Source organism: Streptomyces sp. ME19-01-6 (assembly GCF_033793745.1).
Taxonomy (GTDB): domain Bacteria; phylum Actinomycetota; class Actinomycetes; order Streptomycetales; family Streptomycetaceae; genus Streptomyces.
In genome coordinates this window covers 369461-383843 of the sequence record NZ_JARAXF010000002.1, presented here as the reverse complement: position 1 = coordinate 383843, position 14383 = coordinate 369461, and the positions used below count along the sequence as shown (strand labels likewise).

16 protein-coding genes are annotated in these 14383 nt (G+C 69.6%); 5 read left to right on the top strand and 11 right to left on the bottom strand.

Annotated features, from left to right (window positions below):
* Nucleotides 1-27 precede the first annotated feature (27 nt).
* From PV419_RS05450 to PV419_RS05435, 4 genes are all read left to right on the top strand, one after another.
* On the top strand, nucleotides 28-1023 hold the full coding sequence (locus tag PV419_RS05450) for an ABC transporter permease (protein WP_319686506.1): 996 nt from the start codon (nucleotides 28-30) through the stop codon (nucleotides 1021-1023).
* Nucleotides 1020-1853, top strand: a complete 834-nt coding sequence (locus PV419_RS05445; RefSeq protein WP_319686505.1) for an ATP-binding cassette domain-containing protein — start codon at nucleotides 1020-1022, stop codon at nucleotides 1851-1853. The genes PV419_RS05450 and PV419_RS05445 overlap by 4 nt, the downstream gene beginning before the upstream one ends.
* Before the next feature lie 68 nt (nucleotides 1854-1921).
* Nucleotides 1922-2953: a LacI family DNA-binding transcriptional regulator gene (locus PV419_RS05440; protein ID WP_319686504.1), complete on the top strand. Its 1032-nt coding sequence runs from the start codon at nucleotides 1922-1924 to the stop codon at nucleotides 2951-2953.
* Nucleotides 2954-3101: 148 nt separating this feature from the next.
* Complete coding sequence (locus tag PV419_RS05435; RefSeq protein WP_319686503.1) at nucleotides 3102-3224, top strand: hypothetical protein; 123 nt, start codon at nucleotides 3102-3104, stop codon at nucleotides 3222-3224.
* An 83-nt stretch (nucleotides 3225-3307) separates the two neighbouring features.
* On the opposite strand, the gene PV419_RS05430 is transcribed toward PV419_RS05435, so the two are convergent.
* The 3 genes from PV419_RS05430 to PV419_RS05420 all read right to left on the bottom strand — a co-directional run bounded on the left by PV419_RS05430 (nucleotide 3308) and on the right by PV419_RS05420 (nucleotide 5546).
* Nucleotides 3308-3652, bottom strand: coding sequence for a helix-turn-helix transcriptional regulator (locus tag PV419_RS05430; RefSeq protein ID WP_319686502.1), 345 nt, complete (start codon nucleotides 3650-3652; stop codon nucleotides 3308-3310).
* Nucleotides 3653-4533: 881 nt separating this feature from the next.
* A complete protein-coding gene (locus PV419_RS05425; RefSeq protein ID WP_319686738.1) occupies nucleotides 4534-4848 on the bottom strand; it encodes an AzlD domain-containing protein in 315 nt (104 codons plus the stop codon).
* Between the two features lie 14 nt (nucleotides 4849-4862).
* Nucleotides 4863-5546, bottom strand: a complete 684-nt coding sequence (locus PV419_RS05420; protein WP_319686501.1) for an AzlC family ABC transporter permease — start codon at nucleotides 5544-5546, stop codon at nucleotides 4863-4865.
* A 68-nt stretch (nucleotides 5547-5614) separates the two neighbouring features.
* On the opposite strand from PV419_RS05420, the gene PV419_RS05415 reads away from it, so the two are divergent.
* Complete coding sequence (locus PV419_RS05415) at nucleotides 5615-6184, top strand: XRE family transcriptional regulator (RefSeq protein WP_319686500.1); 570 nt, start codon at nucleotides 5615-5617, stop codon at nucleotides 6182-6184.
* Nucleotides 6185-6221: 37 nt separating this feature from the next.
* On the opposite strand, the gene fabG is transcribed toward PV419_RS05415, so the two are convergent.
* The 8 genes from fabG to PV419_RS05375 are packed head-to-tail and all read right to left on the bottom strand — an operon-like array spanning nucleotide 6222 to nucleotide 14378.
* Nucleotides 6222-6938 carry a 3-oxoacyl-[acyl-carrier-protein] reductase gene (gene fabG / locus PV419_RS05410; RefSeq protein WP_319686499.1) on the bottom strand — a complete coding sequence of 239 codons (717 nt, stop codon included), beginning with the start codon at nucleotides 6936-6938 and terminating at the stop codon, nucleotides 6222-6224.
* A 52-nt stretch (nucleotides 6939-6990) separates the two neighbouring features.
* The gene (locus PV419_RS05405; RefSeq protein ID WP_319686498.1) at nucleotides 6991-8073 is read right to left on the bottom strand and encodes a branched-chain amino acid aminotransferase; all 1083 of its coding nucleotides are present in this window, start codon (nucleotides 8071-8073) and stop codon (nucleotides 6991-6993) included.
* 36 nt (nucleotides 8074-8109) lie between these two features.
* The gene (locus tag PV419_RS05400) at nucleotides 8110-9687 is read right to left on the bottom strand and encodes an acyl-CoA carboxylase subunit beta (RefSeq protein WP_319686497.1); all 1578 of its coding nucleotides are present in this window, start codon (nucleotides 9685-9687) and stop codon (nucleotides 8110-8112) included.
* Entirely contained in the window at nucleotides 9684-10574 is an 891-nt protein-coding gene (locus PV419_RS05395) for a fumarylacetoacetate hydrolase family protein (RefSeq protein ID WP_319686496.1), read from the bottom strand. Before PV419_RS05395 ends, PV419_RS05400 begins: the two co-directional genes overlap by 4 nt.
* Before the next feature lies 1 nt (nucleotide 10575).
* On the bottom strand, nucleotides 10576-10998 hold the full coding sequence (locus tag PV419_RS05390; protein WP_319686495.1) for a thioesterase family protein: 423 nt from the start codon (nucleotides 10996-10998) through the stop codon (nucleotides 10576-10578).
* A 15-nt stretch (nucleotides 10999-11013) separates the two neighbouring features.
* Nucleotides 11014-12855, bottom strand: a complete 1842-nt coding sequence (locus PV419_RS05385; RefSeq protein ID WP_319686494.1) for an acyl-CoA dehydrogenase — start codon at nucleotides 12853-12855, stop codon at nucleotides 11014-11016.
* Nucleotides 12856-12915: 60 nt separating this feature from the next.
* On the bottom strand, nucleotides 12916-14139 hold the full coding sequence (locus PV419_RS05380; protein WP_319686493.1) for a beta-ketoacyl-ACP synthase II: 1224 nt from the start codon (nucleotides 14137-14139) through the stop codon (nucleotides 12916-12918).
* The gene (locus PV419_RS05375; protein ID WP_319686492.1) at nucleotides 14139-14378 is read right to left on the bottom strand and encodes an acyl carrier protein; all 240 of its coding nucleotides are present in this window, start codon (nucleotides 14376-14378) and stop codon (nucleotides 14139-14141) included. The genes PV419_RS05380 and PV419_RS05375 overlap by 1 nt, the downstream gene beginning before the upstream one ends.
* Nucleotides 14379-14383 lie beyond the last annotated feature (5 nt).

Genomic DNA, 14383 nt, shown 5'->3' with positions numbered 1-14383 from the left:
CCCCTTGTCTTCCGACGAGGATTTCGTATGACTGCCACGTCCACGCCGTACGCCGAGCTCAAGGGACCGACCACGGCCCGCAGACTGCTCACGGCACCGACCACCGGCCCGCTGGTCGCCCTGCTTCTGGCCTGTGTGTTCTTCTCCCTGTCGTCCGATCAGTTCCTGACCGGCGGGAACTTCTCCCTGATCGTCCAGCAGGTCATGGTCGTCGGCACCCTCGCCATCGGTCAGACCCTGATCATCCTCACGGCGGGCATCGACCTGTCGTGCGGGGCCGTAATGGCGTTCGGCAGCATCGTGATCGCCAAGATGGCCGCCGAGGGCTCCCTGCCACCGCTCCTCGCCATCGCTGTGGGTGTGGTCGTCTGTGGCGGCTTCGGAATGGTCAACGGGCTGCTGGTGGAGAAGATCCCGCTGCCGCCGTTCATCGTGACCCTCGGCATGCTCAACGTGGCGTTCGCCCTGACCCACATCTACTCCGAAGAGCAGACCATCACCACCCTGCCCGCACCGCTGACGGCGCTCGGGCGGACCTTCCCGCTCGGCCACACCGACATCACCTACGGCTCTCTGGTCACCATCGGCCTGTTCCTCCTGCTCGCCTATGCGCTGAGCAACACATCCTGGGGCCGTCACGTCTACGCCCTGGGCAACAGCGCCGAGGCCGCCCGGCTCAACGGCATCCGGAACTCCCGGCTGACCATCGGCATCTACACCACCGCCGGCCTCCTGTACGGAATCGCCGCCCTGCTGCTCATCTCCCGCACCGGAGTCGGTGACCCCCAGGCGGGGCAGACCGACAACCTCGACAGCATCACCGCCGTGGTCCTCGGCGGCACCAGCCTCTTCGGCGGACGCGGATCGGTCCTGGGCACCTTTATCGGCGTGCTCATCGTCGGCGTCTTCCGCAACGGCCTGCAGCTGATGGGCGTCGCCTCCATCTACCAGACCCTGATCACCGGAATTCTGGTGATCCTCGCGGTGACCGTCGACCAGATCTCCCGGAAGAAGGCCCGATGACCACCACCTCCGCCACCCCCGTTCTGCAGGCCCGCGGTCTGGTCAAGCGCTACGGCCACGTCACCGCCATCGACGGCGCCGACTTCGACCTGCTCCCCGGCGAAGTCCTCGCCGTCATCGGCGACAACGGAGCCGGCAAGACCAGCCTCATCAAGGCCCTCACCGGCGCCCTGGCCCCCGACGCGGGCGAGATACGCCTCAATGGCGAACCCATCCAGTTCTCCGGGCCGCAGAGCGCTCGCAGCCACGGCATCGAAACGGTCTACCAGGACCTCGCCGTGGCCGCCTCCATGGACATCGCCTCCAATGTGTTCCTCGGCCGCGAGCTGCGCCGCCCCGGCATCCTCGGCAGCGCCTTCCGCATGCTCGACAAGAAGCGCATGCGTCAGGAGGCCGCCGAGCACATGGCCGACCTGAAGATCGGCCTGCGTTCGCTCACCCAGGCCGTCGAGACCCTCTCCGGCGGACAGCGCCAGGCCGTCGCGGTCGCCCGCGCCGTGGCCTGGGCCCGTACCGTCGTCGTCATGGACGAGCCCACCGCCGCCCTCGGCGTCAAGGAATCCGGCCAAGTCCTGGACCTCATCCGCCGCGTCCGCGACAGAGGCATGCCGGTCGTGCTGATCAGCCACAACATGCCCCACGTCTTCGAGATCGCCGACCGGATCCACGTCCACCGGCTGGGCCGGCGCGCCGCCCTGATCAAGCCCTCCGACTTCTCCATGGCGGAGGTCGTCTCCATCATGACCGGCGCGCTCACCCTCGATGAGGCCGGAGGTACTGTCGTAGCGGACTCCGAGGCCGCGAAGGCCGCCGGAGTCCAAGCCAACTGACAGCACTCGCGGGTTCCGGCCGGTGTCACGGCCGGAACCCGCGAGCACACAGGAAGCGGTTTTCCTCCATGGCAGCGAGCCGCCGCCCCACCCTGGCCGACGTCGCCCGAGAGGTGGGCGTCAGCGCCAAGACGGTCTCCCGTGTCCTCAACGAGGACGGACCCGTCTCCGCACAGACCAGGGAACAGGTTCTCGCCGCCGTGGCCGAACTCGGCTTCCAGCCGAACCTCATGGCGCGCAACATCCGCGTCGGTGGACCCGACACCACCATCGGCCTGGTCGTCCCCGACCTCGCCAACCCCTTCTTCGGAGCCGTGGCCAGCGGCATAGAGGACACGGTGCGCGACCGCGGCCTGACCCTGCTCATGGGCTCATCCGCGGACGACCCCGAACGCGAGCGCGCGCTGACGGAGAAGTTCCTCGCCCGCCGCGTCAGCATTCTCATGGTCGTGCCGTCCGTCGGCGCCGACCACTCCCCGCTGAAAGCACATCGCGCCGCGGGGCTGCCCGTGGTCTTCGTCGACCGTCCGGGAGTCGGTCTGTCCACGGACAGCGTCGTCAGCTCCAACCGCGCGGGTGCCCACGACGGTGTCGCGCATCTGGTCGCCCACGGCCACCGGCGCATCGGGTTCATCGGCGACCTGCCCGTCAAGTTGTACACACGCCGCGAACGCCTGGCCGGATACCGCTCGGCCCTGCAGGAAGCCGACCTCCCCTACGACCGCTCCCTGGTCACCAGCGCCCACGACCCGCGCGCTGCCGCCACCGCGACCTCCCAGCTGCTCAACCAGGCGGACCCGCCTACGGCCCTGTTCGCCGGCAACAACATCATCGCGCTGGGAATCGTCGCCGAACTCTCCCGCAGCAAGCGGAAGGACATCGCCGTCGTCTCCTTCGATGACCTGCCGCTCGCCGAGGCGCTCGAACCGGCCCTGACCGTCGTCGCCCAGTACCCCGAAGAAATCGGCAGGACAGCCGCGACCACCGCCCTGGCACGCCTCGACGGCGACCGCACCCGCACCCGCACCATCACCGTCCCCACCCGGCTGATCGTCCGTGGCTCGGGCGAGCACCCCGCCCCTGCGACGCAGAAGGCCTGAGTCTGGACGGGGCGCCCGCGGCCACATCGCTACCGCCCGGGTTGCCGACGCGCTCATCGAGGGAAATCCGCCCACCCCGGAGCAACGTGCGAAGGGCGAGCAGCGGGTCGTCCAGGCGGGCCGCGACCACGCCGCCGGGTCGACGGCGATGATCCCGATCAACCGCACGCGGGACAACCGCCTCCTCGACCACCTGGAGCGCGGCGACCTCGTGGAGTTCGACTGGATCGCGGCGTACGCCTCCTGGCGGCCACCGGGACGTACGAGATGACCTCCCGCTTCTACGAGGCGATCCCCGCTTGGATCGCCGGGTTCGCGGTGACCACGGCGGAAGGGCGGTGAGGAGCCGCGTCGTCAACGAGTACCGCTATGTCGCTCGACCAGGAGCGATGACTTTTCGAGAACGACAGGTCGGGGGTGCGGCGGGTTGTGACCCGCTCTCGTGAAGATCTGCCAGGCGAAGCCGGTGATCCCGGCCTGGAGCCGTGATTCCACGCCTAATTTGGCTAATATCCGTGCCACATGGGCCTTGGCAGTGCGCTCGGTAATGGCGAGCCGGGTCGCGATGGTCCGGTTCGACGCTCCTTTCGCAAGTAGCTGGAAGACGTCGAGCTCGCGCTCGGACAGCAGTGGCACGCGTGCCATGGCCGCGCCCCAGGCATCGTGCGGGGCCAGGGACTCCACCTCTACGATATTCATACCAGTATCTCAGAGCTCCTTGGGTTATTCCGTGGGCTGTGCCGCAAGCGCGGTGCGATGAGAGGGGAAGGAGCCCACCGGGACGAAGTTCCGGGGCAATATGTTCCGGAGCAGGGCTGCGGCAGCTCCGCGCGCAGCGTCCGCACGTCCAGCTCCGCTGACGGTTCCGTCCCGGCGAACGAGGTACGCAACCGGCGCCGTCTGCCCGTTGGCACCATCCGCGTCCAGGACAGCCATCACCGCGTCGGCAATGGGCAGGTTGACGCGCGGTCCGTGTTCGCCGTCCCTGAGCCCGATCCAGATCCTGTGGATCTTCACTTGGGCATCCGCCTGACGCGCCACGGCCGACCGGTTCCCCGCAGTGTGCGAAGGAATATCAAGGGCAAGCGCGGGTCATAATTTTTTCGGGCGCTCGCAGAATGTTCCCGTGAGTATCCCGCCAGGTCACTTATGGACGCCAACGGAATTACGGCGGGTGAATTTTCCGGAAGTCCAGCTTCCCGCGGAGCGGGTGTGCTGCAAGTCGGTCAGAGGAAAGGATGCAACGCTCTCATTCACGATACGCCCCCGAACATCTCGACAGAACGAACATCCGAACGAAGGTCAGCCGTCGTGCGCGAGCTGACTACCTTTCGAAGTCACTCACCTCGGCCCACGCTACGTGACTCATTCTGGGGCGAGCAATCCCGGGTCCATTATTTGAGATGGTTTTGGCTCAAACTTGCCAAAGCGGCCCGAATTCCTTGCTTGTGTCGTTGTGTAATATCAAGAGGAAACGGAGTGTCCGGTAAGTGAAGTAATCGGGGGCCGGAAAGAAGTCGGGCGACTGAAGCGGAACGCCCGCTCGGAGGGATCGGCGGGGCGCGGCGCGTCCGGCCGCGTCATGGAACGCCGGCGAGTCTCAGTAGCGCCGCGGTGCCCGCTGCCGCGAGCACCACCACAAGGAACGGTGCCTTGCGCCAGGCGAGAACTCCGCCGACCAGGACCCCGATCGGCCGGGCGGGGCCGACGAAGTCGTCCCCCTCGGTGAGTGCGGCTGTGGCTGTCAGTGCGGCGAGCAGGACCACCGCCGAGACCTCCAGCAGCTTCTCGACCCGCTCCGGGAAGGTGATCTTGGTCCGCAGGAAAGGCCCCGAGAGGCGCAGCAGGAAGGTCCCGACCGCCAGGGCCAGCATCGCCGCCAGCGTCGGCAGCATCGGCACGGCGTCGCTCAACGCGCGGCTCCTTCCGCCGCCTTGGCGGTGAACAGCGGCAGCGCGGCCAGGGCGGCCAGTACCGGCAGCCCGGTCGGCAGGAACGTGGTGGCGGCCAGCGCCAGCGCGGTGCCGGCCAGCGCGGTCCGCCGCAGTGCCCGCTCCTTCATCGCGGGCAGGATCAGCGCCAGGATCACCGCGGGGAACATGGCGTCCAGGCCGAGACTCGCGGTGTCCTCCACGACGCTGCCGAGCAGCGCGCCCAGCGCGGCGCCGGCGGGCCAGCAGAGCAGGATGCCCAGACCGCAGGTCCAGTACGCGGCCCGCTTGTTCGACAGTTCGTCCTGGGCGATGGCGAAGACGACCGTCTCGTCGTTCATCAGGTGGGTGCCGAGCAGTCTGCGCCAGCCTCGCCCGAGCACATCGGGAACCGCCAGGCCGAACGGCAGGTGACGGGCATTGACCAGGAGTCCGGCCAGCAGGGCGGCGATCGGGCTGCCCCCGGCGGCGAGGATCCCGATGAACAGGAACTCGGACGACGCGGCCAGGACGAGCGCCCCCATCAGGACCGGGAACCACCATGCGAAGCCCGAGGTGACCGCGACGGCGCCGTACGACAGGCCGATGACCCCGACGGCCAGGCAGACGAGCGCGATGTCGCGCAGCAGCCCTCCATCCAGGGATCTCCATAACGAACGCATGGAGTTTATGATGAACGGAGCCTGAATGTTCGTCAAGCCGAACGATCGACCATTGGAGCGAACGATCCGTGTCCGACGCCGACCCCGCACTCAAGCCACCGCTCGAAGTGATCGCCGCGTCCCTGCGGGCGGAACGCATCCGGGCGGAACTCTCCATTACCGAGGTCGCCCGCCGGGCCGGGCTTGCCAAGTCCACGCTCTCCCAACTGGAGTCCGGCACCGGAAACCCCAGCCTGGAGACGCTGTGGGCGCTCTGCGTGGCCCTGGAGATCCCGTTCTCCCGGCTGCTGGCCGTCTCCCGGCCGCAGGTCCAGGTGATCCGGGCGGGGGAGGGGCCGGCCATCGGATCCGCCCAGAGCGATTACCGGGCCACCCTCCTCGCCGCCTCCCCGCCCAGGGCCCGACGGGACGTGTACAGCATCGCCGCCGAGCCCGGTCCGCAGCGCTCCTCGGCGCCGCACTTGCCCGGAGTCGTGGAGCACGTCGTGATCAGCGCGGGCCGGGCCCTGGTGGGCACCGCCGACGAGCCGGTGGAACTCCACCCGGGCGACTACATCTGCTATCCGGCCGACGTCCCGCACGTCTTCCAGGCGCAGGAGCCCGGCACTCGCGCGGTGCTCGTCTCGGAGCATCACTGAGCGCCGGGCTCCGTCCGTACGTCCGGTGGTGGTGGCTTCAGTGCCCCATGCCCAGGCCGCCGTCCACCGGCAGGACGGCCCCGGTGATGTAGGCGGCGTCCTCGGAGGCGAGGAACCGCACCGCCGCCGCCACCTCCTCCGCCTGGGCGCTGCGCCCCAGGGGCACCTTGCCCAGCAGGGCGGCCCGCTGTTTGTCGTTCAGCGCCCTGGTCATGTCCGTCTCGACGAACCCCGGCGCCACCACGTTGCAGGTGATGTCCCGTGAGCCGAACTCGCGCGCCACGGACCGGGCGAAGCCGATCAGTCCGGCCTTCGAGGCCGCGTAGTTGGTCTGCCCGGCCGCGCCGAGCAGACCGACCACCGAGGAGATCAGCACGATCCGCCCCCGCCGCGCCCCGACCATCTCCTCAGCGGCCTGCTTGACCACCCGGAAGACCCCCATCACGTTGGTGTCCAGCACCTCCGAGAAGTCCTTTTCGGTCATCCTCAGCAGCAGCTGGTCCCGGGTGATGCCGGCATTCGCCACCAGCACCTCCACCGGTCCGTGTGCTGCCTCCACCTCCTTGTACGCCCGCTCCACCTGCGCGGCATCGGTGACGTCGCAGGGGACGGCGAGGCAGCCGAGCCGGGTCGCGGCCCGCGGATCGCCCGTTCGGTAGGTCAGCGCGACCCTGTCGCCGGCCTCCGCGAAGGCACGGGCGACCGCGAGGCCGATGCCCCGGTTCCCCCCAGTCACGAGGACCGAACGGCTCATGATTCTTAACGCTCCCTTCTCCACAGTGAATCCGGACCTGGTCCTACGCCGGTCAGGCGATCTTGTGTACCCAGCCGAACGGGTCCGGCCGCACCCCCGCCTGAATGCCCGACAGCTCCACTTGCAGCCGCGAGGTGACCGGGCCGGGCGCCCCGCCGCCCATCGTCCACTCGCCGTCCGCGCTGTTGACGAAGCCGACCGGCGTGATCATCGACGAGGTGCCGCAGGAGAACACCTCGGTCAGCGCCCCCGACTCGGCGTCGGCCCGCCACTGTTCCGCGCTGATCTTCCCTTCCTCGGCCTGGTAGCCGAGTTCGGCCGCCAAGGCCAGCACCGAGTCCCGGGTGACGCCGGCGAGCAGGGTCCCCGACAGCTCCGGGGTGACCAGACTTGTGCCGTAGACGAAGAACAGGTTGCTGGTGCCCATCTCGTCCACCCAGCGGCGTTCCGCGGAGTCCAGCCACACCACCTGGTCGCAGCCCTTCTCCCGGGCCTGCGCCTGGGCCACCAGGGTGCCCGCGTAGTTGCCGCCGCACTTGGCCTCGCCGGTGCCTCCGGGAGCCGCCCGCGTGTAGTCCTGCGAGAGCCACACCGTGAGCGGTTTCGCCCCGGCGTTGAAGTAGGAGGCCGCCGGTGAGGCGATCACCATGAACCGGTAGGCGCCGGAGGGCCCGTAGAACCCGATGGTGTGCTGAGTGGCAATCATGAACGGGCGCAGGTACAGGCTGTGGCCGGGCCGGTCCGGGACCCAGTCCCGGTCGGTCGTGACCAGCAGTTCCAGGGACTCCACGAAGGTCTCCTCGGGCAACTGCGGCATCGCCATCCGTGCGCAGGAGCGGTTCAACCGGGCCGCGTTGGCGTACGGGCGGAAGGTCACCACCGAGCCGTCGGGGCGCCGGTACGCCTTCATGCCCTCGAACACCTCCTGACCGTAGTGGAAGACCTGAGCCGAGGGGTCGAGCACCAGCGGCCCGTACGGATGCAGCCGGGCGTCGTGCCAGCCCCGCTCCCGGTCCCAGTCGATGCTGATCATGTGGTCGGTGAACACCTCGCCGAAGGCAGGCGCCTCCAGCAACGCCGCCCGCTCCGCGGCGGGCAGCGGGACGGCGGTCTCGGTGGTGAAGGTGATGGCCATGAGCGCGCTCCAAGGCAGGGGATACCGGGCTACAGGTCACAGGGGGGTGTTGGCGTGCTTGCGGGACGGCTGCTCCGCATGCTTGTCCCGCAGCATGCGGAAGGCGCGTGCCAGCACCGACCGGGTCTCGGCGGGATCGATCACGTCGTCGACCAGCCCGCGCTCGGCCGCGTAATAGGGGTGCATCAGCTCCGATCGATAGTCCTTGACCATCCGGGCCCGCACGGCTTCCGGGTCGGCCGCCTCTGCGATCTGCTTACGGAAGATGACGTTCGCGGCGCCCTCGGCACCCATCACCGCGATCTCGTTGGTCGGCCAGGCGTAGGACAGATCGGTGCCGATCGAGCGGGAGTCCATCACGATGTACGCACCGCCATATGCCTTGCGCAGGATCATCTGTACCCGGGGCACCGTGGCCTCGCAGTACGCGTACAGCAGTTTCGCCCCGTGCCGGATCACCCCGCCGTGCTCCTGGTCCACCCCGGGCAGGAAGCCCGGCACGTCCACCAGGGACAGCAGCGGAATGCTGAAGGCATCGCACATCCGCACGAATCGGGCCGCCTTTTCGCTGGCCCTGATGTCCAGCACCCCGGCCAGGGCGATCGGCTGGTTGGCGACTGTGCCGATCACTTGGCCGCCGAGCCGGGCCAGCCCGCACAGGATGTTGGGGGCCCACCGTTCATGGACCTCCAGAAAGTCGCCGTGGTCGACGATCTCCTCGATCACCCGGCGCATGTCGTACGGCAGCCTGCCCTCCGCCGGGACCAGGCCGAGCAACGCCTCGGTACGCCGGTCGGTCGGGTCCGTGGTCTGCGCGAAGGGCGGGTTCTGCTGGTTGTTGGACGGCAGCAGGGACAGCAGGTAACGAACCTCGCTCAGGCAGGTCCACTCATCCTCGTACACGAAGTGCGACACACCCGACAACTCCGCATGCATGTCGGCGCCGCCGAGCCGCTCCTGGGTGACGTCCTCGCCGGTGACGGCCTTCACCACGTCCGGGCCGGTGATGAACATCTGCGAGGTACCGCGCACCATGAACACGAAGTCGGTCAGCGCGGGGGAATACGCCGCACCGCCTGCGCACGGCCCCAGGATGACCGATATCTGCGGAATCACCCCGGAGGCCCGCACATTGCGCTGGAAGATCCCGCCGTAGCCGGCCAGGGCCGAGACGCCCTCCTGGATCCGGGCACCGGCCCCGTCGTTGAGCGAAACCAGTGGCGCACCGGCCGCGATGGCCATGTCCATGATCTTGTGGATCTTCTCGGCGTGCGCCTCCCCGAGCGCCCCGCCGAAGATCCGGAAGTCATGCGCGTAGACGAACACGGTGCGGCCCTCGACCGTGCCCCAGCCCGTGATCACACCATCCGTGTGCGGTTTGCGCTCCTCGATCCCGAAACCGACCGCCCGGTGCCGGCGCAACTGCTCCACCTCGGCGAACGATCCCGCGTCCAGCAGCAGGTCGATGCGCTCGCGGGCGGTCAGCTTGCCCTTGGCGTGCTGCGTCCGGGTCGCGCGGTCGCTCGGACCGTGGCGGGCCGACTCCTTGGTCGCGTGCAGTTCGGTCACCCGCGCCCGAGTGTCGCCCCCGATGAGGTCCCGCTGGACGGTCATCTGCTCCTGCTCCCCTGGATCTCTGCCGGGACCGCCGCGCGGCAGCGCTGCCGGTGCGCGCCCAGCCCCGCCACCTCCGCCTCCACCACGTCACCGGCCCGCAGGTACGGCTGGTCGGGGCGGCCCAGCGCGACCCCGCCGGGCGTCCCGGTCAGCACCACGTCACCGGGGTGCAGCACCATGAACTGGCTCAGATACCAGATCAGATGGGCCACGTCGAAGACCATGTCGGCGGTCGACCCGTCCTGCATCAGCCGGCCGTTGACCCGGCAGGTCAGCCGTAGCCGCTGTGGGTCGCCGGCCTCCTTTGGGGTGACCAGGTACGGCCCCAGCGGACTGAAGGACTCGAACGACTTGCCCTTCACCCACTGACCGCCGCGCTCCAGCAGCCAGCTCCGCTCGGACACGTCGTTGCCCGTGGCGAAGCCCGCGACATGGGCCCGCGCGGCGGCGCGGTCCGGCAGATACTGGGCGCGCCGCCCGATCACCACAGCCAGCTCGACCTCCCAGTCGGTCTTCTCCCCGCCCGGCGGCAGCAGCAGGTCGTCGTGCGGGCCGACCAGAGTGGACGGTGCCTTGCTGGAGACGATCGGCTCGTCCGGCAGCGCCAGACCCGCCTCGGCGGCGTGCATACGGTAGTTGAGCCCGATCGACAGCAGGTGCCCGCCGGGACGGACGGGCGGCCCGACCCGCTCGGCGGCCGGGTCGACCGCCGGCAGCCCGACGGCCTCCCGCTCCAGCCGTGCCCGCAGCTCCCGCAGCGCGTCCGGGTCCAGGGCCGCGTCCGTCCAGTCGGGAACCCACGCCGACAGGTCCCGGACGACCCCTCCGGGGCCCACGGCGCAGGGCCGCTCCCCGCCCGGCGTACCGATCCGCAGCAGCCGCATGTCAGCCGACCGCCGGGGTGTTTTCGAGGTACTTCTCGAAGAAGCGGGCTTCTTCGTCGGTCAGCCGTCGGGGCCGACCCGCCGTGTAGTCGAACGGCGCCATCGTGGTCGAGGCGGTGGCGTACACGGTGTTGCCATCCCTGACCAGGTAGTCGATGGCCACCGTCGCCGACTGCAGGTCGGAGACCCACATCTCGATCTCGACCGGCTCGTGCCGGTGCACCAGCTGCCGCCGGTAGCGGATCCTGTGCTCCACCACCACCGAGCCGTCCCGGAAGAAGGCATCGCCCTCGGTCGGCGCCATCCGGAAGATGAAGTCGACCCGGGCTTCCTCCAAGTAGCGCAGGAACGAGACGTTGTTGACAATCCCGTAGATGTCCATGTCCGACCAGCGGATCGGGCAGAAGTAGCTGTGTCGTGCCACCCCGCTCAGCTCCCCTCAGCTTCCGTTGGCGGACCGGGCGGCGGCCGGGCCGAAGGCGCCGGTCCGCCGCTGGAAGGCGGCCACGTAGTCGTCCGCCGCGATCGGCGCCCGCAGCAGTTCCGGAGACAGGTTGAACCCACTGATCAGCGTGTCGGCGTACGGTCGGATCTCCGCGCACAGCGCGTCTGCCTCCAGCGGTAGCCGCTCCACCTGCTCGGCCGTCAGCGCGCCGCGCGCCAGGAACCAGTCGGCGGCCCGCCGCACCTCGGTCAGCCCGTACAGAGCGGCCAGCAGGCCGAGCGCCGCCCGCGCCGTCTCGTCCCGCGCCGCGTCCACCGCGGCCGTGAAGCACTCCAGCGCGGTCCGCACGCCGCGCGCCCGGGCCATCTCGAGACCGGCGTTGATGGTTCCGTTCCACGCCTCGAAGTACGTCCGGTCCTGGGAGTCGTCTGTCATGGCCGCCCGAGCCGCTCGGAGCAGCTCCCGCTCCCGGTGGCGCAGAGCCGCCACCAAGAACGCCGGATCACGCAGGCTCCGGCCCCGCGGATCGGGGACGGCGTCCGGCTCCACGCCGTCGCCGCCCTGCGCGATGATCTGCCCCGCCGTGGTGGCCAGCAGCACCTGGTTGTCGCCCTCCGCGGTGACCAGGCCCTGCAGCAGCGACCCGTAGTCCGCGATCCGGTTGACACTGAAAATGCCCTGGGCCCCGCAGCGCTCCCGACAGGTGGCGACCACCTCGGTCATCTCCCAGGTGGACAGCGCCTTGGTGATCGACACCAGGTGGTTGAGCTCGGTCGGCGCGGAGTCCCGCGGCGTCTTGGTGAACTCCCGCTTGGCGTGGTTGAGCAGCAGCGTCATCGCGTACGTCTTGGCCAGCGCGGTGAACAGCGCGAGCTGGTGGCTGCGGTACTCGATAACCGGCAGATCGTTGCGGCCGGGCGCGTTGGTGAGCCGCTGCGCCGCGTACCGCAGGGCGATGTACACGCCGGCCCGGCCCGCACCTGTCGCCGCGCTGGAGACGCACAGCCGACCGGGCAGGATCCGGCTCATCGCGCGCAGGAACCGCTTGCGCTGGTTGCCGGAGGCCGGGCGGAACACGCCGTTCTCGTCGAAGCCGCCCATGTCGCCGTGGAGCAGGTTGCGGCGCGGGACACGTACGTGGTCGAACCAGGTGAGGCCGTTGTCCAGGCCCTGCACCGGCTTCTGGGGGCACGGCGCCGCGTGCACACCCTCGCACAGCCCGCCCCGGTCGCTGATCCGGACCAGGAACGGGAACACGCCGTGGTCCTTGCCGTCCGCCTTCAGCCGGGCCATGACCACGGCCAGCTTCGGGATGTCCTGGAACCCGCTGTACGACATGTACTTCTGCGCGAGCGCGTCGGGGGTGTTCAGTACGAACGTCCCGGTCTCGGCGTCGTACACGGCCTCGGTGCGCAGCGCGGCCACGTTGTTGCCGTAGCCCAGCTCGGTGGCCATGTACGGGCTGAACGAGTCCAACCGGTCCAGCTCGTCGAACAGGTCCTTCAGGTCGTCCCGCGCTCCGTGCTCCACGACCGTGCCGAAGGCCAGGTTGTAGTGCACCATCAGCAGGGAGAACGTGGAGACGTCCACCAGCGACGGCCACTCGGCCAGCGCGAACAGCCGCCACGGGTCCGCCAAGATCTCCCGTGGGCGCTCAAGACCGGCGTGCACGGCCCGCGACCGCTCGTAGGCCAGCTTCCCGGACTCGGCCATGTTCAGCCCCTCACGGGGGTCGAACACGGGGTCCAGCAGCAGCTCATGGAGGTCCTGGTGCGTCTGCTCGTACCTGCCGTCGAAGAGCAACCGGGACAGGTCGGCGGAGACCGACGGGGTCATCTATGGGTCCTTTCCTGCGGTTCGGTTCGTGATGACCGGCAGAAGGGCGGGCCACTACGGTCAGGCGGACGCGATCAGCAAGGCGGCGTTCTGGCCGCCGAAGCCGAAGGAGTTGCTCAGGGCCACGTCCACGCGGCCGCTGCGGGCCGCACCGTGTACGACGTCCACCCGCACCCTCGGGTCGACCTCGGTGGTGCTCGCCGTCGGCGGTATCACACCGTGCTGCACGGTGAGCGCCGCGAACGCGGCCTCGATGGACCCGGCCGCGCCGAGCGGATGTCCGGTGACCCCCTTGGTGGAGCTGATTTGGACATCCGGTCCGGCCACACGGTGGATCACCCCGGCCTCGATGACGTCGTTGAGCGGAGTGGAAGTGCCGTGGGCGTTGACGTACCCGATGTCCCGGCCGGTCAGCCCGGCATCCGTGAGAGCCGCTCGGACGGCCAGCTCGGCGCCCTTGCCCTCGGGGTGAGGGGACGTCACATGGTGCGCGTCCGCGGAGGCGCCGTACCCGATCACCCGGGCCACCGGCCGCACGCCCCGGGCCCGCGCGCGCTCCTCGGACTCCAGGACGACGACCCCGGCGCCCTCACCGAGCACGAACCCGTCGCGGCCCGCGTCGAACGGACGGGACGCGGTCCCGGGGGCGTCCAGCCGCCGCGACAGCGCCCGCATCCTGGCGAACGAGGACATGTACAGCGGAGTGATCGGCGCCTCGGCGCCGCCGGCTACGACGACGTCGGCCAACCCCGACCGGATCAGCTCCCGGCCCAGGCCGATCGCGCTCGCCCCGGCGGCACACGCCGTACACGGCGCCATGCAGGGTCCGTTGGCGCCGATGTCGATCGCCACCTGGCCCGCCGCCATGTTCAGCAGCCCCATCGGCAGGGTCATCGCGGATACCTCTGACGGCCCCTCCTCGATCATCACCCGGTGCTGCTCCTCCAGCGTCGCGGTGCCGCCGGCGCCCGAGCCGAGGATCACGGCCACCCGCGAGCTGTCCGCCCACGCGCCGGGGCTGAGCCCGGCCTGTTCCAGGGCCTCGCGCGCGGCGACGATGGCGAACTGGGAGTAGCGGTCCCACTGCCAGGCGCCGCGCAGCCCAAGACCGGCCGGATCGAAGTCGGGCACCTTGCAGGCCATGGTCACCGGCAGGCCGTCCAGGTCGGCGTGGTGCGCCGCCGTCGGTCTCCCCTCGACCACACGGTCCCAGTTCTCCTTGACCCCGATACCGGCGGGCGTGATGAGCCCGATTCCGGTGATGGCGGCGGCGAAACCGGTCATCAGACCGCGGCGCCCTTCCGCTCGGCGATGGCGATGATGTCCCCGACGACGGCGATCTCGGACAGTTCTTCGTCGGTGATCACTATGCCCAGGCGTTTCTTCAGCGCGGTCGCCAGCTCGATCTGCGACAGCGAGTCGAGGCCGAGGTCGTCGAAGGTGGCCTCGGGCACCACCGTCTCGGGGTCGAGATCGAAGCGGGCGACGAAGACCTCGACGACAGAGTCGTGCAGGGAACTCATGGCGT